Origin of the sequence: Mesorhizobium sp. RCC_202, assembly GCF_041355295.1 — a bacterium.
In the GTDB taxonomy this organism is placed as follows: Bacteria; Pseudomonadota; Alphaproteobacteria; order Rhizobiales; family Rhizobiaceae; genus Mesorhizobium.
On sequence record NZ_JBFUPO010000006.1, the window covers coordinates 317728 to 335441 of the forward strand.

The 17714-nt window shown below is 62.9% G+C and carries 20 protein-coding genes, 2 tRNA genes and 1 pseudogene; 15 read left to right on the forward strand and 8 right to left on the reverse strand.

The features are described 5' to 3' along the window. The first annotated feature begins 8 nt into the window (after positions 1 to 8). On the forward strand, positions 9 to 1115 hold the full coding sequence (locus AB6802_RS16575; RefSeq protein ID WP_371011213.1) for an SAM-dependent methyltransferase: 1107 nt from the start codon (positions 9 to 11) through the stop codon (positions 1113 to 1115). 126 nt (positions 1116 to 1241) lie between these two features. Next, positions 1242 to 1988 carry a GGDEF domain-containing protein gene (locus tag AB6802_RS16580; protein ID WP_371011214.1) on the forward strand — a complete coding sequence of 249 codons (747 nt, stop codon included), beginning with the start codon at positions 1242 to 1244 and terminating at the stop codon, positions 1986 to 1988. 46 nt (positions 1989 to 2034) lie between these two features. On the opposite strand, the gene AB6802_RS16585 is transcribed toward AB6802_RS16580, so the two are convergent. Beyond that, positions 2035 to 2109: transfer RNA gene (locus AB6802_RS16585), tRNA-Thr, on the reverse strand. A 212-nt stretch (positions 2110 to 2321) separates the two neighbouring features. On the opposite strand from AB6802_RS16585, the gene AB6802_RS16590 reads away from it, so the two are divergent. The 10 genes from AB6802_RS16590 to AB6802_RS16635 all read left to right on the forward strand — a co-directional run bounded on the left by AB6802_RS16590 (position 2322) and on the right by AB6802_RS16635 (position 8427). Next, complete coding sequence (locus AB6802_RS16590) at positions 2322 to 2498, forward strand: hypothetical protein (protein ID WP_371011215.1); 177 nt, start codon at positions 2322 to 2324, stop codon at positions 2496 to 2498. A gap of 137 nt (positions 2499 to 2635) precedes the next feature. Continuing rightward, complete coding sequence (gene murA, locus AB6802_RS16595; RefSeq protein ID WP_371011216.1) at positions 2636 to 3928, forward strand: UDP-N-acetylglucosamine 1-carboxyvinyltransferase; 1293 nt, start codon at positions 2636 to 2638, stop codon at positions 3926 to 3928. A 348-nt stretch (positions 3929 to 4276) separates the two neighbouring features. Continuing rightward, the gene (locus AB6802_RS16600; RefSeq protein WP_371011217.1) at positions 4277 to 4711 is read left to right on the forward strand and encodes a DUF2948 family protein; all 435 of its coding nucleotides are present in this window, start codon (positions 4277 to 4279) and stop codon (positions 4709 to 4711) included. A gap of 6 nt (positions 4712 to 4717) precedes the next feature. Further along, on the forward strand, positions 4718 to 6010 hold the full coding sequence (gene hisD, locus AB6802_RS16605; RefSeq protein ID WP_371011218.1) for a histidinol dehydrogenase: 1293 nt from the start codon (positions 4718 to 4720) through the stop codon (positions 6008 to 6010). 2 nt (positions 6011 to 6012) lie between these two features. Then, on the forward strand, positions 6013 to 6498 hold the full coding sequence (locus AB6802_RS16610; RefSeq protein ID WP_371011219.1) for a UPF0262 family protein: 486 nt from the start codon (positions 6013 to 6015) through the stop codon (positions 6496 to 6498). Next, positions 6486 to 6950, forward strand: a complete 465-nt coding sequence (locus tag AB6802_RS16615) for a low molecular weight phosphatase family protein (protein ID WP_371011303.1) — start codon at positions 6486 to 6488, stop codon at positions 6948 to 6950. The genes AB6802_RS16610 and AB6802_RS16615 overlap by 13 nt, the downstream gene beginning before the upstream one ends. Before the next feature lie 97 nt (positions 6951 to 7047). Beyond that, complete coding sequence (infA, locus tag AB6802_RS16620) at positions 7048 to 7266, forward strand: translation initiation factor IF-1 (RefSeq protein WP_006200926.1); 219 nt, start codon at positions 7048 to 7050, stop codon at positions 7264 to 7266. Positions 7267 to 7285: 19 nt separating this feature from the next. Then, positions 7286 to 7912: a Maf-like protein gene (locus AB6802_RS16625; RefSeq protein ID WP_371011220.1), complete on the forward strand. Its 627-nt coding sequence runs from the start codon at positions 7286 to 7288 to the stop codon at positions 7910 to 7912. Next, the gene (yacG, locus tag AB6802_RS16630) at positions 7909 to 8130 is read left to right on the forward strand and encodes a DNA gyrase inhibitor YacG (RefSeq protein ID WP_371011221.1); all 222 of its coding nucleotides are present in this window, start codon (positions 7909 to 7911) and stop codon (positions 8128 to 8130) included. Before AB6802_RS16625 ends, yacG begins: the two co-directional genes overlap by 4 nt. Positions 8131 to 8351: 221 nt before the next feature. Next, positions 8352 to 8427: transfer RNA gene (locus tag AB6802_RS16635), tRNA-Phe, on the forward strand. Between the two features lie 43 nt (positions 8428 to 8470). On the opposite strand, the pseudogene AB6802_RS16640 reads toward AB6802_RS16635, so the two are convergent. The 3 genes and pseudogenes from AB6802_RS16640 to AB6802_RS16650 form a co-directional block, all read right to left on the reverse strand. Further along, a pseudogene (locus tag AB6802_RS16640) lies at positions 8471 to 8842 on the reverse strand (integrase); the annotation flags it as partial. Positions 8843 to 9040: 198 nt separating this feature from the next. Continuing rightward, positions 9041 to 9412: a hypothetical protein gene (locus AB6802_RS16645; RefSeq protein WP_371011222.1), complete on the reverse strand. Its 372-nt coding sequence runs from the start codon at positions 9410 to 9412 to the stop codon at positions 9041 to 9043. Positions 9413 to 9710: 298 nt separating this feature from the next. Next, positions 9711 to 10406: an NADPH-dependent F420 reductase gene (locus tag AB6802_RS16650; RefSeq protein WP_371011223.1), complete on the reverse strand. Its 696-nt coding sequence runs from the start codon at positions 10404 to 10406 to the stop codon at positions 9711 to 9713. A gap of 119 nt (positions 10407 to 10525) precedes the next feature. On the opposite strand from AB6802_RS16650, the gene AB6802_RS16655 reads away from it, so the two are divergent. Next, a complete protein-coding gene (locus AB6802_RS16655) occupies positions 10526 to 11446 on the forward strand; it encodes a LysR substrate-binding domain-containing protein (RefSeq protein ID WP_371011224.1) in 921 nt (306 codons plus the stop codon). A gap of 261 nt (positions 11447 to 11707) precedes the next feature. Here the strand turns inward: AB6802_RS16655 and AB6802_RS16660 are convergent, their stop codons facing one another. The 3 genes from AB6802_RS16660 to AB6802_RS16670 are packed head-to-tail and all read right to left on the reverse strand — an operon-like array spanning position 11708 to position 14203. After that, a complete protein-coding gene (locus AB6802_RS16660; RefSeq protein WP_371011225.1) occupies positions 11708 to 12337 on the reverse strand; it encodes an SDR family oxidoreductase in 630 nt (209 codons plus the stop codon). 1 nt (position 12338) lies between these two features. Beyond that, positions 12339 to 13286: an alpha/beta hydrolase gene (locus AB6802_RS16665; protein ID WP_371011226.1), complete on the reverse strand. Its 948-nt coding sequence runs from the start codon at positions 13284 to 13286 to the stop codon at positions 12339 to 12341. Positions 13287 to 13324: 38 nt separating this feature from the next. Further along, positions 13325 to 14203 (reverse strand): NmrA/HSCARG family protein, encoded by an 879-nt coding sequence (locus AB6802_RS16670; RefSeq protein WP_371011227.1) that lies wholly within the window; start codon positions 14201 to 14203, stop codon positions 13325 to 13327. A 107-nt stretch (positions 14204 to 14310) separates the two neighbouring features. Here AB6802_RS16670 and AB6802_RS16675 point away from each other — a divergent pair, with 107 nt between their 5' ends. Continuing rightward, positions 14311 to 15207 (forward strand): LysR family transcriptional regulator, encoded by an 897-nt coding sequence (locus AB6802_RS16675; protein WP_371011228.1) that lies wholly within the window; start codon positions 14311 to 14313, stop codon positions 15205 to 15207. Between the two features lie 246 nt (positions 15208 to 15453). After that, entirely contained in the window at positions 15454 to 16689 is a 1236-nt protein-coding gene (locus AB6802_RS16680) for an AGE family epimerase/isomerase (RefSeq protein WP_371011229.1), read from the forward strand. 26 nt (positions 16690 to 16715) lie between these two features. Here the strand turns inward: AB6802_RS16680 and doeB are convergent, their stop codons facing one another. After that, positions 16716 to 17714, reverse strand: a complete 999-nt coding sequence (gene doeB, locus AB6802_RS16685; protein WP_371011230.1) for a N(2)-acetyl-L-2,4-diaminobutanoate deacetylase DoeB — start codon at positions 17712 to 17714, stop codon at positions 16716 to 16718.

The window sequence follows — 17714 nt, forward strand, 5'->3', positions numbered from 1 at the left end:
AGAAAGCAATGAGCGCAGCCGACAGCCAGAAGATTGCCATGCGCGGAGCGGGCTACTATTCGGCGAACACGGTGGGAGCCAAGAAGGTCATCGACAAGGTCGGCGACCTCGTCGTCAAAACTGTCGCCAAGATGCCCCGGCTTGCCGACGGCCAGCCGTTTGCGATAGCCGATTTCGGCGCGGCCGACGGCGGCACGTCGATGGACATGATGCGGCGGCTGGTCGGCGCCATCCGCGAAACGGAACCGCATCGGGCGATCTCGATCACCTATACGGACCTGCCGCACAATGATTTCTCGACGCTGTTCAGGCTGAGCCAGGGATTGGTTGGGCCCGCCACGGACGCTCCGCTGGCCGAGACTCCCGCGCTCTACATTTTCGGCAGCGGCACCAGCTTCTATCGCCAGATCCTGCCCGACAATTCTCTGTCGTTCGGCTTTTCCGCCACCGCGATGCACTGGATCAGCAAGCGCCCCTGCATGATCGCCGACCATGTCCAGGCGGTCGGCGCGACTGACGCCGAGCGCGCGCAGTTTCGCGCCCAGGCGCTCAGCGACTGGGAAACGATCCTGCTTGCCAGGTCGCGCGAACTGCGGTCTGGCGGCAGGCTGGCGCTGGCCAATTTCTGCGTCGATGAGGAAGGGCGTTATCTCGGCCACACGACAGGGGTCGACATGTTCGACAGCTTCGCACGCCATTGGCGCGATCTTCTCAAGGCCGGCCGGATCAGCGAGGCGGAGTATGTCAACGCGACGTTCCAGCAATTCTACAAGACGCCGGACGAGTTTGCCGCGCCCTTTAGCGATCCCGCTTCCTCGGTGTCGCGCGCCGGATTGGCCCTGGAGACGATGTTCACCATGGTGACGCCCTGCCCCTACGCGGAGGCGTTCCGGGTGCATGGCGACGCCAGGGATTTCGCCAAGGCCTATGTGCCGACGCTGCGCTCCTGGTCGGAAGTGGTTTTTGCCAACGCGCTCGATCCGTCGCGTCCCGCCAGCGACCGTTCGGCGATCGTCGATGCGCTTTATGGAGCTTATGAAGCCGAGGTGGCCCGAGCGCCCGAGGGGCACCGCATGGACTACGTCCACTGCGTGACGGAGATCATCAAAGGGTAGGAATGGGCGCAGCACGTGTCTTCGGTCTGCCGCAATAGCTGGCTTCCATCAAATTGTAGGCTTCCCTGAAACTGAAATTGCAGCACACCGGCCTTAAACAGATGCCTCCGAGAGGAGATTGGCTTGGTGACCACAAGAACTCAGACCGCGCCGGTTCAACCATGGCGGCAGATCATTTGGCGAGCGTTTCTGGGCACTGTCGCCTGCGTGTGCCTGTCGCTCGGCCTGAACTATCTGCTGTTCTTCAGCGATGTTCTGACGCCGTTTGGCCGCAGCATCGTAACCGCGACGCTTGTGCCCATCATCATTGGCCTGCCGCTCTTCCTCCTGCTCGGCCGGATGCAGATCGAGATCGGTCGCTGCCGGCGGGAACTCACAAGATCCGGCACCTACGACAAGCTGACCGGCTGCCTCAATGGGGTGGTGTTCACGTCGATGGTCGACAGAAGGGCCGCGCTGCCGGCCGGCCCGCGTTCCGGCGCCTTTCTGGTCATCCATCCGGAACATCTGGCGTCAATCAACTCGCGCTTCGGCCTCGGTTGGGGCGACGAGGCCTTGCGGCTGCTCGCCTCGGCCATCCGCTCCTCGGTACGCACGGACGACCTGATCGGCCGCATCGGAAACTCGATGTTCGGCGTCTTCCTTCCCGGCGCGACGAAGCAGGACGCCAGGGAGGTCGGCGAACGCATCAGACAGGCGGTCGGACAGATTTATTTTGCGCCGAAAGGCGAAAAGGACGTGCTTGCCATTCGCGCCGGCGGCGTCGTCTTCGAGCATGAACTGGCGTTCGAGGACATGTTCCGGTCGGCGGAGGAGATGCTGCTGGAGGCTCAGGACGAGGCGGAGCTGGCGTTGTCGCACATCAGCAACTGAGCCGGTGCAAATCGACGGCCAGGCGCAATTCAATGCCGTAGGGAACTGGTGCTGCGAGAGAGGATTGAACTCTCGACCTCTCCCTTACCAAGGGAGTGCTCTACCACTGAGCTACCGCAGCCTGCGATGGCGGCGCTTCTGCCATATCGAATCGGCAAGCGCAAGGCCAAGAGGAACCCAAAGCGTCGCATGTGAGGGCCGCGAATGCGGCACGCTTTTGGGCGGCGCCCTGGCTAGCCATGATCCGGCGACCAACAGTCATGACATGGCGGCGTTAAAATGTTAGCCGTTCCTCAAATCGCCGCCGGTCCACCGCCGGCCAGGAACGGGATAATGAACGACAAGGCAAATCCACCTAAAACGGGCGGCGGCGGGCGCAAGGACCGGCTTGCCGAAGCGCTGCGCGCCAATCTGCAGAAGCGCAAGGCGCAGACGCGTTCGCGGCGCACCGGCAGTGCCGACCAAAGGCCGGAAGGGCTGCCGGCTGCTGGAAAAATGCACAAGGACTGACCAAATCAGCCACACCGGCCGGCGAGAGTTGGTTCGGTTTTAAGAAAATCCTATTTCTTGAACCAAGCCGGCCAATGGTCTAAGCCGGCACACTCAACCGATTGAAGCGGCCTTTCGGGCCGAGGGGACTTTTTCTCATGGATCGCATCAGAATCGTCGGCGGCAACAAGCTGACCGGTACCATTCCGATCTCGGGCGCCAAGAACGCGGCGCTGCCGCTGATGATCGCCTCGCTGCTTACCGACGACACGCTGACGCTCGAAAACGTGCCGCATCTGGCCGATGTCGAGCAGCTGATCCGCATCCTCGGCAATCACGGGGTCGACTATTCCGTCAACGGCCGCCGCGAAAAGCAGCAGGAAGGCTATTCGCGCACCATCAATTTCTCCGCCCGCAACATCGTCGACACCACCGCGCCCTATGAGTTGGTGTCGAAGATGCGCGCCTCGTTCTGGGTCATCGGGCCGCTGCTTGCGCGCATGGGCGAAGCCAAGGTGTCGCTGCCCGGCGGCTGCGCCATCGGCACGCGCCCGGTCGATTTGTTCCTCGAAGGCCTGCAGGTGCTGGGCGCCGAGCTCGATGTCGACAATGGCTATGTCTTGGCCAAGGCCAGGAACGGCCGCCTGATCGGCAACCGCTACGTCTTCCCGAAGGTCTCGGTCGGCGCCACCCATGTGCTGATGATGGCGGCCGCGCTCGCCAAGGGCGAGACGGTGCTGGAAAACGCCGCCCGCGAGCCGGAAATCGTCAATCTTGCCGAATGCCTGATCGCCATGGGCGCCAAGATCCACGGCGCCGGCACCGCCACCATCACCATCCAGGGCGTCGAGGCGCTGTCGGGCGCCCGCGTAAGGGTCATTCCGGACCGTATCGAGACCGGCACCTATGCCATGGCGGTGGCCATGACCGGCGGCGACGTCATGCTCGACGGCGCGCGGCCGGATCTGCTGCAGACCGCGCTCGACGTGCTTGTTGAGACCGGCGCCGAGATCACGCCGACCAATGAAGGCATCCGCGTCAAGCGCAACGGCGCCGGCATTTCGCCGGTCGACATCACGACCGCCCCTTTCCCGGCCTTCCCGACCGATCTGCAGGCGCAGTTCATGGGTCTGATGACGATGGCCAAAGGCAAGTCGCGCATCACCGAGACGATCTTCGAAAACCGCTTCATGCATGTGCAGGAACTCGCCCGCCTCGGCGCCCACATCACGCTTTCCGGCCAGACGGCGATCGTCGACGGCGTCGGCAAGCTCAAGGGCGCGCCGGTGATGGCAACCGACCTACGCGCCTCGGTGTCGCTGGTCATTGCCGGCCTTGCCGCGGAGGGCGAGACGACGGTCAACCGCGTCTATCACCTCGACCGCGGCTTCGAGCGGCTGGAAGAAAAGCTCTCCGGCTGCGGCGCGGTGATCGAGCGCATTTCGGGCTGACGCTAACCGGCAACAACCGAGACAAAAGGTCGGCCTCTCCGGCGTCGAACCGGCCAATTGTGGACGCCGGCGCTGCCCCTCATCTGCCTGCCGGCATCTTCTCCCCGTAAACGGGGCGAAGGGGCTGGTCGTGGCCTTGGCGCCTTTCCTGCAACGTAGGCGATTGGCGAAATCCCTGGCGAAGGCGCTTCTTCTCCCCGTCACTACACCGGGAGAAGTGCCCGGCAGGGCGATGAGGGGCAGCGCCGACCTCACGTGGTTGCTTCGGGCAGGATCCGTGCTGAGGTTGCACGGACCGGAAAGACCGCCTAACAGAAGGCTGAAGCCAACCTCAGGTGCGCATTCCGCATGGCAGCCTTAAAACTCATCGCGCTCGACGACCAGGATCTGAGCATCGTCTCGGCACACGTCCAGGACGCCGTGATGAAGATCTCCGACCTCGAATATTTGCCGGCCGCCAAGCGCTTCGTGATGACCATGAACCGCTTCGTCTGGGAGGCGAAATCGGGCCTGTTTCGCCAGCACAACGAGCGGCGGCAGGCCGTTTTGCATTTCGACCGCGTGCTCGGCGCGAAAACCAACGGAGTTCCCCGCGACAAGCCGGCCGAGGTGCTCTCGCTGCTGGCGATCAGCTTCGTTGCGATCAGCAAGCCGGCCGGCATCGTCGAGCTGGTGTTCGCCGGCGGCGGCACCATCATGCTCGACGTCGAATGCATCGAGGCGCGGCTCGCCGATATCGGCGGCTCCTGGGAAGCCTCCTCGCGCCCGGCGCATAGGGGCTAGGGCGCAATGGCGATAACGCTGCGCCTGGAAGACGCCGATTTCGAGCGGAGTTTCGCCGCCTTCCTCACCACCAAGCGCGAGGTGTCGGCCGATGTCGAGGCCGCGGTGCGCGACATCATCGGCCGCGTCCGCGCCGAAGGCGACAAGGCGCTGATCGACTACACGCTCAAATTCGACAAGGCCGACCTTGGCAAACTTGGCATTGCCGTCTCGAAGGACGATACCGCCAAAGCCTATGCCGCGGCCGATCCGGCGACCATCGAAGCGCTCAAATTCGCGCGCGACCGCATCCGTTCGCACCATGAGCGGCAAAAGCCGAAAGACGACCGCTACACAGACGCCGCCGGCGTCGAGCTCGGCTCGCGCTGGACTGCGGTCGAGGCCGCCGGCCTTTATGTGCCGGGCGGCACGGCGAGCTATCCAAGCTCGGTGCTGATGAACGCCGTGCCGGCCAGGGTTGCCGGCGTCGAGCGCATCGTCATCGTGGTGCCGGCCTCGGGCGGCGTCATCAACCCGCTGGTGCTGGTGGCGGCCGACCTTGCCGGCGTCTCCGAGATCTACCGTGTCGGCGGGGCGCAGGCCGTTGCCGCCCTTGCCTATGGCACCGAGACGATCAGGCCTGTCGCCAAGATCGTCGGTCCAGGCAACGCCTATGTCGCGGCGGCCAAGCGCCAAGTGTTCGGCACGGTCGGCATCGACATGATCGCCGGTCCCTCGGAAGTGCTGGTGGTGGCCGACGCCGACAACGATCCGGACTGGATCGCCGCCGACCTGCTCGCCCAGGCCGAGCATGACGTGTCGGCGCAGTCGATCCTGATCACCGATAATGCCGAATTCGGGCAGGCGGTGGAGCAAGCGGTCGAGCGCCAGCTCAAGGTGCTGCCGCGCGGCGAAACCGCTGCCGCAAGCTGGCGCGACTTCGGCGCTGTCATCCTGGTGCCGACGCTCGAAGCCTCGCTGCCGCTGGTCAACCGGATCGCCGCCGAACATGTCGAGCTTGCCTTCGATGATGCCGAGGCGTTTCTCGCCAGGATGCGCAATGCGGGCGCGGTCTTTATCGGCCGGCACACGCCGGAAGTGATCGGCGACTATGTCGGCGGCTCCAACCATGTGCTGCCGACGGCGCGTTCGGCGCGGTTTTCCTCCGGCTTGTCGGTTCTCGATTTCGTCAAGCGCACATCGATCCTCAAGCTCGGGCCCGAGCAGCTCAGGGCACTGGGGCCGGCGGCGATCGCGCTCGCCAAGGCTGAGGGGCTCGACGCGCATGCGCGCTCCGTGGCGATCCGGCTGAACATGTAGCGATGTCGGGCCACCACCAAACCCGCGACAGGCTGATCGACGTCGAGCTCGACGAGACGATCGGCCGTTCGACGCCCGACGTCGAGCATGAGCGGGCGGTGGCGATCTTCGACCTGATCGAGGAAAACAGTTTTCGACCGGTCAATGACGACGGCGCCGGACCCTACAAGCTCAAGCTGTCGCTGGCCGAGTCACGCCTGGTGTTTGCCGTCAGCCGCGACGATGGCGCCGCCGTGGTCACCCACATCCTGTCGCTGACGCCGCTCAGGCGCATCGTCAAGGATTACTACCTGATCTGCGAAAGCTACTACGAGGCCATCCGCTCTTCGACGCCGAGCCACATCGAGGCGATCGACATGGGACGGCGCGGCCTGCACAATGAAGGCTCGCAGACGCTGATGGACCGGCTTGCCGGCAAGATCGAGATCGACTTCGACACGGCGCGCCGGCTGTTCACGCTGGTCTGCGTGCTGCACTGGCGGGGTTAGTCCTGATCGGGTTGCCACATTCGATCCTGTTTTTATGCGGCATGAACGCCGTGCGCTCACCGATCGCCGAGCAATTGGCGCGGCGCATGCTGCCGGCCACCACCTTCGTCGCTTCGGCAGGCGTGCGCGCCGGCGAGCGCGACCCCTTCGTCGACGCGGTGCTGACTGAGGACGGGCTTTCGCTCGGCGCGCGCCAACCCAGAACACTGGACGATCTGGAAGACGACTATTTCGACCTGATCGTCACGCTGGCGCCCGAGGCCCATCATGCGGCACTTGAGCTGACCCGCTCGCTCGCCGTCGAGGTCGAATACTGGCCGATGCCCGACCCGACCGACACCGGCGGCACACGCGAACAGATCATGAGCGCCTATCGCGACGTGCGCGAGCGGCTGAAAGCGCGCATTGGCCGCCGTTTTCCCGGTCCAAAGGCCGAAAACGCGACGGATTAAGCGTGTTCACAAGCGCACGATTATCATATAGGTTCCGCCGAAATTCCGGCCTGGGCACTCCTGGGCGCCGGAACTGAAATCCAAGCAAAGGTATCGAATGCCGAAGGAAGAAGTCCTCGAGTTTCCGGGTGTCGTGACGGAATTGTTGCCGAACGCGATGTTCCGGGTGAAGCTCGAAAACGAACACGAGATCATCGCCCACACGGCCGGCCGCATGCGCAAGAACCGCATCCGCGTGCTGACCGGCGACAAGGTCCTGGTCGAGATGACGCCCTATGACCTGACCAAGGGCCGCATCACCTATCGTTTCAAGTAACAGTCCGGCGCGAAGAGCGATGAGCATCCTGCAGAAGCTCGTGCTTGCCTCGGGTTCGCCGCGCCGCATCCAATTGCTGCAGCAGGCCGGCATCGAGCCGGACCGCGTGCTGCCGGCCGATGTCGACGAGACGCCGCTGCGCGCCGAGCACCCGCGCTCGCTGGCCAAGCGGCTGGCCAAGGACAAGGCCGACAAGGCGCTCGCCTCGCTGAAAAGCGAAGAGGATTACGCGCCGGCCTTCATCCTCGCCGCCGACACGGTGGTGGCGGTCGGACGCCGCATCCTGCCCAAGGCAGAGACGATCGACGACGCCCGCAACTGCCTCGGCCTGCTTTCCGGCCGTTCGCACCGTGTCTATTCCGGCGTCTGCCTGATCACGCCGGGCGGCAAGCAGCGTTTGCGGCTGGTAGAGACAAGGGTCCGCTTCAAGCGGCTGCCGCGCGAGGAAATCGACGCCTATGTCGCGTCAGGCGAATGGCGCGGCAAGGCCGGCGGCTATGCCGTACAGGGCCTCGCCGGCTCCTTCGTCGTCAAGCTGGTCGGCTCCTACACCAATGTGGTCGGCCTGCCGCTCTATGAGAGCATTGCGCTGCTTTCCGGCGAAGGCTTCAAGGCCCATCAGAACTGGCACGCTTCGCGCCCATGAGCCTGGACGACAAAGTGACGCCGCTTCGGCCGAAGCGGCCCTGCCCCGAATGCGGAAAACCTTCCGCGCGCGAGCATTATCCGTTCTGCTCGGTGCGCTGCAAGGATATCGACCTCAATCGCTGGCTGAAGGGCGCCTATGTCATTCCAGGTCGCGACAGCGAGGAGGACGAAGACGACAACCCGAAGCCAGGTCCGGCAGCCAGGGACGAGGACTGAGCAGCGGAGCCGCTGCTTTCCGACGATTTTTCTTTCCGGTGAAATCAACCGCCAAGCTAAGTGATTGTTTTCACGCAATTCCGAGCCGGCAAACCGCTACATACTTTTCCGGGAATTGCTCTGGACAGGCAGGATACCCGTGCTATAACCCACGCGCTTTCCAGGGGCGCCGCATGGTGCTCCCGTGAAATCCGGCAGGCGGATCCCGTTAGTCGGCGCAGGCCCAGATAGCTCAGTTGGTAGAGCAGCGGACTGAAAATCCGCGTGTCGGTGGTTCGAATCCGCCTCTGGGCACCACTTCTCTTCGGTCCATTCCGGACACATAGGTACGGTTTATACCGGAGACATGGGTAACACTGGGCCCGAATGGGTTTTGGAGTGGTTCGAGCCTGCATGTCTCATCATCGAAGTATCCCAATCATAGTCCATGAAGTTCGTCAGCCAAATGTGGTCCTCGACCTGCTTGATGCCGACGGTCTGGCCGGCAAAGACAAGGCTGAGGTTGATCTTCCTGCGATTGTAGCGGATGCGGCCGCAGGTGGTGACGATGACGGCCTTGTCGTGAAACGGATAATCGAGGTCAGACAGGCCAGTGTAGGGGCGCGTTGACGGCGTGTAGCGCTCTGCCGGACAGTCCATGCCGAGTGCCTGATGTGGACGTTCTTGAGTTGAGTTCGTTGATGAAGTCGTCGAACCTGGCCTGCTGCTGAAGGAAATGCCCGCAGCAGAACGGACGCCATGGGCGTATGCACCTCACCCTGAAGAAGGAGACCACCAAACCGGCCGGCGCCCTGCGTCCGGAAATGACAGCGGATCTGGCTCAAAAGGACGGAAGCCGACTTCTGACGAGGCTGCCACCGCCCAATGAACTACCGGCACTTCTCCTAAGTCACATCCGCAGCAAGCCCCGTCAACTCGTGGGGAGCTGACGGGCAGCGGCATCCGCAGTGTCCTCTGGTCTCGTGTTGAAGGCTATGGCAGCGTTCGGCGCCGCCTTGTGGATGATGTTCACAACGGTTTCGAATAGCGGCAGGCTCTTGGGCGGCAGCCTGAGGCCGCCGCCGATCACAACGCAATCATATGCAGCATCGCCCAGCGCTTTCTTGAGTGCGGCAAATCCGGCGGCATCGGGCGTGATCATGCAGGTATCGCCCTGCCAACCTCGGTCCTCAATCTTCGCCACGCCCAAAGCGATCCCGGCATTGATCTTTTCGGCATTGAAGCCGGGAGGCAAGGACGGGTCCGAGAAGTCGACAGTTTCAGGCTTCTGGCCGACGAACAATATTCGGGTCATTGGAATTCTCCATGAAGTTACGGGATTCTGAAACTGGCCGTATATCGTTCGGCGCCAAGGTGTCGCCATTGAGGACTGGTTGTTGGCCGAGACCTTTTTTGCTGCTCTCGAACAAGGAGCGCTACCGAACAAGGAGCGCTACACGCGCCTGCCGAGAAGGATATCCATCATCGATGAAATGGGTCAAACCCGGCACTTCGATCGGCCGTTGATCAACTCAGCTAGGGCGCGTCGGCTAATGCTCGATCGTCTGTGGGTGGGGCGGATGGTGGCGGACCAAGGGCATCTACGCCGGCGACTCGTACGTGCCGGGGCTGTTGGGCGTTGCGCGCCACTCGGGCTGACGTTCGGCGATCGCCTCGGCGAGCGCGCGCCGGACGCCCTTGACATCATAATCCTTGAGATAACCGGGAGAGCCCGGCTGCTGACGCCATGACTCCGCGATAGTGCCCGCGTCCACGGCGTCGAAGCCGATCCCGTCGATCAGCGCCATCGCCTTGGACTTGGCCCGGACGTCATCACCCGCCACCGCCAGAGCGATGCGGTCCGCGGAGCCCGCCGGCTTGGCGCCCGGCTGAAGATGGGTCGCTTCGATCGTGTTGAAGGCTTTGATCACCGGACGCCCAAGGTGCTGCTCGACCCATTCGCTTTCAGTGCCCCCGTCCTCAATTCCGTCCAGACGACCGTCGCGCTGTTGTGGATAGTAGTTGGTCGTGTCGATGACGACTACGTCGGCAGGCGTGGACGCGAACAGTTCGCGGGGCAGACTAGGGATTTTGTTTGTAGGAACGGCGACGACCACGACCTCCTGGCCGCGGACAGCATCTTCCATCGCAGCTGCCCGCGCTCCGGTTTCCGCCGACAGGTCCGCCAAAGATTCTGGTCCGCGCGAATTGGCGATCGTGACCTCGTGCCCTGCGGCCCGGAAGAGACGGGTGAGTGCGCTGCCGATGTTGCCAGCGCCAACAATGCCGATTTTCATGTTTGTGCCTTTCTAAGATGTCCAAGGGTGGGGAAGCCAATAGTGACAACCTAAATGCACCCTTGCATTCTATCGATAAATGGCGCCATGAAACCGGCTCTCCCAACCAGGAGTGTGGAATGGATCGCCTCGCCAGCATGGCCGCATTCGTAAAGGCGGCAGAAAGCGGCTCCTTTGCAACGGCGGCATCGTCGCTCGGCATCTCACCGCAGATGGTGGCCAAGCACGTCACCTATCTGGAGGCACGCTTGGGGGCACGCCTGCTCAACCGCACAACCCGAAAGCAAAGTCTGACGGTGATCGGCAAGTCCTATTACGATCGGTGCAAAGTGGCGCTGGCCGAGGTCGACTGGGCGGATGCAATCGCTGATGAGGCCAGGGGCAAGCCCCGAGGGCTTTTGCGCGTCAATGCCCCGGTTTCATTCGGAGCTCACTGCGTGACACCTGTGGTCGCACGATATTTGAGTAGCCATCCCGGTGTCGATGTCGACCTGGTTCTCAACGACCGCTTTGTCGACCTTATCGACGACGGGTTTGAGGCGGTGTTCCGGATCGGTCCGCTCGGAGAATCCAACCTCGGGGCGATAAAGCTCGCACCCTTTCAGACTATCGCCTGCGGGTCGCCTGCATATCTAAAAGAGCGAGGGATGCCATCGACTGTATCGGATCTGGCCAATCATGAATGCCTGCTCTTCGGAAACTGGCCCGAACCAACGTTCAGCGACTGGCTCTTTCTACGGGACGGTCTCACCTCAAAGGCCCTGGTCCACGGCCGTCTCAAGGTCAACAGCCCCGCTTCGTTGCTGGAGGCCACGCTCGCAGGTTTCGGCTTGGCGCTCATCGGCGAAGAGTCGGTGCGCCCTCACCTCGCGACTGGGCGGCTCGTCCGAGTGTTGCCGAACTACGAAACGCCTCCGCGTCCCATTCATCTGCTGTTCCACCCTGATCGGCGACAAACGCCGAAGCTGAAGAGCTTCATCGAGATAGTGGTGGAACAGCTGGGATCCGCCGAGGCGGCTGGCAACGGACAACAGACCTAGTCCGGCAGGCGTCTACCGACACGCTCGGCGAGCAACCGGACCTTGTTACGGCGGCTCGAGAAGCTTGGACGCGCACCTCCGACCCGCGGCGATGGCCAGAATTCAGGACGCGGCCGAGTGCTTCCTTGCTGCTCTCGAACAAGGAGCGCCACACGCACGTGCCGACGAGGACATCCATCATCAACGATGAAATGGGTCAACGCCGGCACTTCGATCGGTCGCCGATCAGGTCGGCTAGGGCGCGAGTTTTACCAGTGACTTTCACCAACTGATCAGCGGTGATTTGCGCAGCCACGTATCCGCAGTGAGTTGCTGAACGACGAAATCCGCGACATCGGCTCGGGCGATCGACCCGCCATGTACGCCCGACAGGTCGGTCAACGCCTTGATGCGACCGCGCGCCGGCTTGTCGTTGAGGACCATTGGTCGAACGATGGTCCAGTCCAGTGCGCTGCCCCGGATTGCATCTTCCTGGCGATCCTTGTCTTCATAGACCTTCCGCAGCATCAGCGGCAGCAACAGTCGGTCGAAGAAGAAGCCGCCATGGCCGCGGCTGTCGCCGGCGCCGAGGCCAGTAATGCACACGAGACGACGGATGTTCTGCCGCTCCATGACGCCGACCAGCGCGCGCGTCGCCGTCGACAGCAGGGTCACCTCCCGGAACGGGCTCATGGCGGTGCCCAATGAACTGATGACGGCATCACAACCCGCTATGGCCCTGGCTAGCGCTGCGGCATCGCGCGCGTCGCCCTCGACGAGCTCGGCGCCGGCGAGGTCCCCGGCCTTTGCCTTGGAGCGGACGAGGGCTACGACTTCGTGTCCCTCCGCGATGGCCTTGCCGACAATCAGCCGGCCGGTTGCGCCCGTGGCGCCCAATACCAGAATTTTCATTTCAAGCCTCCGAAGGTGTGCTGTTGGACGGGGAAACATCGATTAGCCGCTGCCGGAGGAAGGCACCGATGGCGTCCACCGACTGCTCGGCCGCGAGAAAGTGGCCGAGGGAAGACTGGAAGACATGCGGCATGCCCTCCCAGATCGACAGCGTGACCTCCACGCCTGCCGCTCGCGCCCGGTCGGCGTAGCGGATGGAGTCCGCGAGCAGCAATTCGTCGTCGCCGACATCGATCCGGATCGGTGGCAGGCTGTTGAGTTCCGCATAGAGCGGTGATGCCTTGGAGTTCGTCGCATCCTGGCCCTGAAGATACATGTCTGCGAAGGCCTGGAGCACGCCGCGCGTGAAGATCGGGTCCGCCCCTGCCCTCGTCTCGAAGCTGTCGCCGGTGAGCGCCAGGTCGGTCCAAGGCGACATCGCGGCAGCCCCGGCCGGTTGCACCATGCCCTTCGTCTTGTCGTCAGCGAGGATCGACAGCAGCGACAGCGTCAAACCGCCGCCGGCCGAATCGCCGGCAACCACGATCCTTTCCGCCCCCTCTGCAACCAGACCACGATAGGCGGCGATGGCGTCATCAATCGCAGCTGGGAAAGGGTGTTCCGGCGCGAGCCGATAGTCGGGGACGAAGGTATCGGCGCCAACGCGAACGGCGATCTGGCCCGCGAAGTTCGTGAGCGCCTGGGCTGAGCCGAGCACATAGCCACCACCATGAAGATAGAGCATGCGCGCACCCGGTCGTGCGTTCGGCAGCCGAAGCCAGAAGCCGGCAATGCCGCCGACCGTCGCAGGTTCAATCCGCACATCCGCGGCGGCGGGCGTTGCGGCAAACATGGCGTCGAACATCGGCCGTGCCTCGGGCCCGAGCTTTTCACCCTTGTGGGCCGAGGCGGCCTGTCGCATCGCGGCCACCGCTGGAGCGTCTTCAGGCAAGAGGGAGTGGATCGTCATCACGGCGGGTCTCCTTTGTTGGGGGCCAAGGTGCGGGCTCAGCCCTTCGCCCACTGGGCGGCGGCATCCCTGGCAAAAGCGGCATAGGAGCGGGGGGCGTGGCCGAGGAGCTTGGTCAGGCGCTCGATGTCGTCAGCGGTCGCCACCGCGCCTTCCGTCTGATACCGGCCGAACATCAGGCGCAGATCAAGCGCATGCCAGGTGGGCAGCATCGTCTTCGTGCGCTGTTCCATGACGACGAGATCGTCGCCGCCATGGCGGATCGCGCGGCCGAGGGCCTCGCTCCAGATGGTGGCGATGCCGTCGCCGGTCAGGCTGTCCGGACCAACCAGGGCGTAGGTCTCGCGGCCGAGCGGCGTGGCGGACTGTTCACGGCGGACCAGCTCGATCGCCGCGGCCTCGCCGATGTCGCGAATATCGACCATCGAGACGCCTTTCCTGCCGATCGGCGAGCCATAAATGCCATTCTTCAGAAGTCCGTCCTTCTGGCGAAGATCGTTCTGGATGAAGTAGGCGGGACGCAAGATCGTCGCGGGCAGGTCGAGGGCCTCGATCATGCGTTCGACCGTGTACTTGCCCGCAAAATGCGGCACGTCGGCATAGGCATCGCCGCCGAAGACCGAGAGATAGACGATGCCTTTGACGCCGGCCTCTCGTGCGACCGTCAGGGTGAGCATGGTCTGGGTCAATTCATCGGCGACGTTCGGGGCGAGCAGGAACAGTGTGCTGACGCCTTGCAGTGCCGCGCGCACCGAATCCGGGTCGGCGAGGTCACCGCGGACGGCTTTTACGCCGGAGGGAAATTGCGCCGTTTCAGGTGAGCGCGTCAGGGCGCGGACCTCTACGTTCCGTCCCTGCAGGTGGGCCAGGACCTGGGAGCCGATCGTGCCGGTGCTGCCGGTTACCAAAATAGCCATTGTGAAAACTCCTTATGTTTGGTTGCTTCCAGAAAAAGATAGCCGTTCCAAAATTGATGAATAGATGACATGATTGAAACATCTCGTCTCATTATTGGAACAGAAGAATGGATCTGGAAGCACTGGTCGATTTCAATCTCGTTGCCGCCCATGGCGGTTTCGGCCGAGCCGGTCGCATCTCCGGCCGATCCAAGGCGACATTGTCGCGCCATGTCAGCGAACTCGAACAGAGCCTGGGTGTCAGGTTGATCGAGCGTGGATCCCAAAGTCTGCGACTGACAGACGAAGGGTTATCGCTGCACGAGCGCACGGACGGATTGCTGTCGGAAATCGCCGAAGCCGGGGAGGCGATTGTCCTGGGTGCCTCGACCCCGAGAGGCAGGCTGCGGGTAAGCGCCCCCATGGTTTTCGCGCATGTGGCGCTTCCCAGGATCGGCGCCCGTTTCGCGCTCGCCTATCCGGAGGTCAAGCTTGAGATTGTTGCCGAGGATCGCAAGGTCGATCCGGTCGAGGATGGCTACGACCTTGTTATCCGGATCGATCCTTCACCGGATGAACGTCTCATCGGTCGCCGTTTTCTCAATGACGAGCGCCTGATCGTTGCCTCACCGGACATGCCATGCCCACAGCCGGCGCCGGATGGCGGACCGAGTATCGTGAAGGCAGTCTTGCTGAGTGCTACTCCGCCGAACGTTGTCTGGCGCCTGAAATCCGATTCTGAGGACGAAGTCCTTTTCAAGCCCGAGCCGATCCTGCGCTTCTCTTCTCTGCTGATGGTGCGCGATGCCGTTCTTGCAGGTGCGGGCGCGGCGGTGCTTCCGAAGCTTCTTGCCGAAGGCGATGTCGAGGCGGGTCGGCTCGTTTGCTGGGGAACTCATGCCGGTCCATCGGTGGAAATCTGGGCGCTGCAAAGCTCGCGACGTCTTGTCGGTGCGAAGGTTCGCGCTTTCCTGGAGGTGATGGAGAAGGCGTTTCCAGCGAGAGTTTTCGTTCGCCCATCGTGAGCGGCAACTCAGCGGCTGCAGGCCAACCAATTCTGTTGGCATGACATGGATTCGATCAATCATCGATACGCTGCCGTAACCTCGATTTGCCGGAGATGGAGATGGTTGTTGGTCGACATTGCGAAATAAGGGCGGCAAAAAGTATCAGGCTTCACCCTATTCACTTGCCAGCGCTCGTCGTCCCGATCCAGCTCATGTAAATCTGCGGCGGACATCGCATGCCGGTCACCCAACAGGAGGATTTGAATGCCCGAGCTTTCATTTACATCGGCTGCCCCCGGGGCTTGGCGCGACAAGCCCTGGCATCGCGCCTGGCTCGAAAGCCAAGCAAACATCCTGTTCGATCTTTTCGATCCCGTCGCAATCAATCCGAAGGGCGGGTTTTTCGATCTCGATCCTTCCGGCAAACCGCTGCCGGGCAGCGCCGTGCGGCCAATCCACACCACGGCCCGGGCCGTCCACTGTTATGTCATCGCCAGCCTGCTTGGCCGCCCCGGCAGCGACCGGATGATCGATCACGGAATGAATTACCTCTGGCATTCGCACCGCGACGCACAGCATGGCGGTTACATGTGGTCGCTTGACGATAACGGCCCGAAAGACGCCAGCAAGCAGGGCTACGGGCACGCCTTCGTACTGCTCGCGGCGTCGAGCGCGAAGCTGGTGGGGCATCCCCTGGCCGACAGGATGCTGGATGACGTCACGACGATCCTGAACGATCGCTTCTGGGAAGACCAGCACGGCGCGATCACCGAGGAGTTCGAACGCGATTGGACGCCGATGCGAGGCTATCGCGGTCAAAACTCCAACATGCACCTGACCGAAGCGTTGATGGCCGCCTATGAGGCGACCGCCAATCAGGACTATCTTCGCAAGGCCGAGCGTATCGCGGACCTGATCATCAACCGCCGTGCCCGCGAATGCGATTTTCGCGTCGCCGAGCATTTCGATGAGCAATGGTCGGTCGACCGCTCCTACAAGGCCGTCAACGAGATGTTCCGGCCCTCGGGAACGACGCCGGGCCATTGGCTTGAATGGTCCAGATTGACACTCCAGCTCTGGGTGCTGGGCGGCAAAAGCCATGATTGGATGCCCGCAGCCGCGGAGACGCTGTTTCGCCGGTCTGTCGAGCTGGGCTGGGACAGAAGCAAGGGTGGCTTTTTCTACACCCTCGATTGGGCCGACAAGCCGTCATTCCGTTTCAAACCCTGGTGGCCGATAGCGGAAGCCGCGGGAGCTGTCACTTTTCTGATCGAACACCGCCCGAGTCCATTCCATGAAGAATGGTATCGGCGCATCTGGAACACGATTGCCGAATCCTACATCGACCGCGAGCACGGCGGCTGGTTCGAGGAACTCGACGAGAACCTTGTTCCGGCGCATTCGCTGTTTGCGGGCAAGGCAGACCTGTATCACGCGCTGCAGGCTTGCCTGATACCGCTGTACCCGGCGCAGGGAAGCCTTACAAAAGCGATCGGCTGATTGGAGCCCAGCGAACTCAACGCCCTTCAAACTAATACGGCCAGAACAGACACACAGTCGCCGGCCTTGACCAGACCGGGAAAATGACGGGCGGCGAGCAGGCCCGCCATCCTGGCCTTGATCTCTTGCGGCGCCTGACCGGTGCGTCCGACCGAATGGATGCGGGCAATCACCTGGCCCTCCTCGACGGGCTCGCCGAGATCGACCATGGTCTCGATCATGCCGTCATCCTCGGCGAAGGCAAAGCAATCGCCGGACGGCATGTCCAACCATTTTGTTCGAGTCTTCTCGACCGCACCATCGACGATACCGGCATGGCGCAGCACATTGAGGATGCCGCGCCGCGCGATGCGCACGGTTTCAGCGCGCGACGTCCCGCCGCCGCCGAGCTCGGTGGTGACGAAGACCTTGCCCATTTCCTCGGCCGCGGTGTCGTACATGCCGACCGCATCGATCTCGGTCATGCGCATCGAGAACGGCGCCGAGAAAGCTTCGACGGCCGCGAAGGCTTTGGCTTCCTGCGCCTTGTCGGGCAGCGTGTGCGCGGCGCAGAACGGCACGAAGTCGAGCGTTTTGCCGCCGGAGTGGAAGTCGAAGACAATGTCCGCGCGCGGCAGCAGCTCACGCTGGAAATAGTCGGCGATCTTCTCCGTTACCGTGCCATCGGGGCGACCGGGGAAGCTGCGGTTCATATTGCCTTTGTCGATCGGCGAGGTGCGCGTGCCAGCGCGAAACGCCGGATAGTTCATCGCCGGCACGATGATGACCGTGCCGGAAACATCCTTCGGGTCGAGCGTGCGGGCGAGTTCGTAGAGCGCCAGCGGCCCTTCATACTCGTCGCCATGATTGCCGCCGGTGAGCAGCGCGGTCGACCCTTGGCCGTTGCGCAGGACGCAGACCGGGATCATCACCGAGCCCCAGGCGGAATCGTCGCGGCTGTAAGGCAGGCGCAGGAAGCCGTGCTGGACACCGTCGCGCTCGAAGTCGACGGTCGCCGCGATCGGCGACGGACGCGTAGCTGACAT

Bases quoted from the DNA above. Each gene is read 5' to 3' on its own strand.
- AB6802_RS16575 (WP_371011213.1), top strand. From the start codon at position 9: ATGAGCGCAGCCGACAGCCAGAAGATTGCCATGCGCGGAGCGGGCTAC.
- AB6802_RS16590 (WP_371011215.1), top strand. From the start codon at position 2,322: ATGAACGACAAGGCAAATCCACCTAAAACGGGCGGCGGCGGGCGCAAG.
- murA (WP_371011216.1), top strand. From the start codon at position 2,636: ATGGATCGCATCAGAATCGTCGGCGGCAACAAGCTGACCGGTACCATT.
- AB6802_RS16600 (WP_371011217.1), top strand. From the start codon at position 4,277: ATGGCAGCCTTAAAACTCATCGCGCTCGACGACCAGGATCTGAGCATC.
- hisD (WP_371011218.1), top strand. From the start codon at position 4,718: ATGGCGATAACGCTGCGCCTGGAAGACGCCGATTTCGAGCGGAGTTTC.
- AB6802_RS16610 (WP_371011219.1), top strand. From the start codon at position 6,013: ATGTCGGGCCACCACCAAACCCGCGACAGGCTGATCGACGTCGAGCTC.
- infA (WP_006200926.1), top strand. From the start codon at position 7,048: ATGCCGAAGGAAGAAGTCCTCGAGTTTCCGGGTGTCGTGACGGAATTG.
- AB6802_RS16625 (WP_371011220.1), top strand. From the start codon at position 7,286: ATGAGCATCCTGCAGAAGCTCGTGCTTGCCTCGGGTTCGCCGCGCCGC.
- yacG (WP_371011221.1), top strand. From the start codon at position 7,909: ATGAGCCTGGACGACAAAGTGACGCCGCTTCGGCCGAAGCGGCCCTGC.
- AB6802_RS16650 (WP_371011223.1), bottom strand. From the start codon at position 10,406: ATGAAAATCGGCATTGTTGGCGCTGGCAACATCGGCAGCGCACTCACC.
- AB6802_RS16655 (WP_371011224.1), top strand. From the start codon at position 10,526: ATGGATCGCCTCGCCAGCATGGCCGCATTCGTAAAGGCGGCAGAAAGC.
- AB6802_RS16660 (WP_371011225.1), bottom strand. From the start codon at position 12,337: ATGAAAATTCTGGTATTGGGCGCCACGGGCGCAACCGGCCGGCTGATT.
- AB6802_RS16665 (WP_371011226.1), bottom strand. From the start codon at position 13,286: ATGACGATCCACTCCCTCTTGCCTGAAGACGCTCCAGCGGTGGCCGCG.
- AB6802_RS16670 (WP_371011227.1), bottom strand. From the start codon at position 14,203: ATGGCTATTTTGGTAACCGGCAGCACCGGCACGATCGGCTCCCAGGTC.
- AB6802_RS16675 (WP_371011228.1), top strand. From the start codon at position 14,311: ATGGATCTGGAAGCACTGGTCGATTTCAATCTCGTTGCCGCCCATGGC.
- AB6802_RS16680 (WP_371011229.1), top strand. From the start codon at position 15,454: ATGCCCGAGCTTTCATTTACATCGGCTGCCCCCGGGGCTTGGCGCGAC.
- doeB (WP_371011230.1), bottom strand. From the start codon at position 17,714: ATGTCAGCTACGCGTCCGTCGCCGATCGCGGCGACCGTCGACTTCGAG.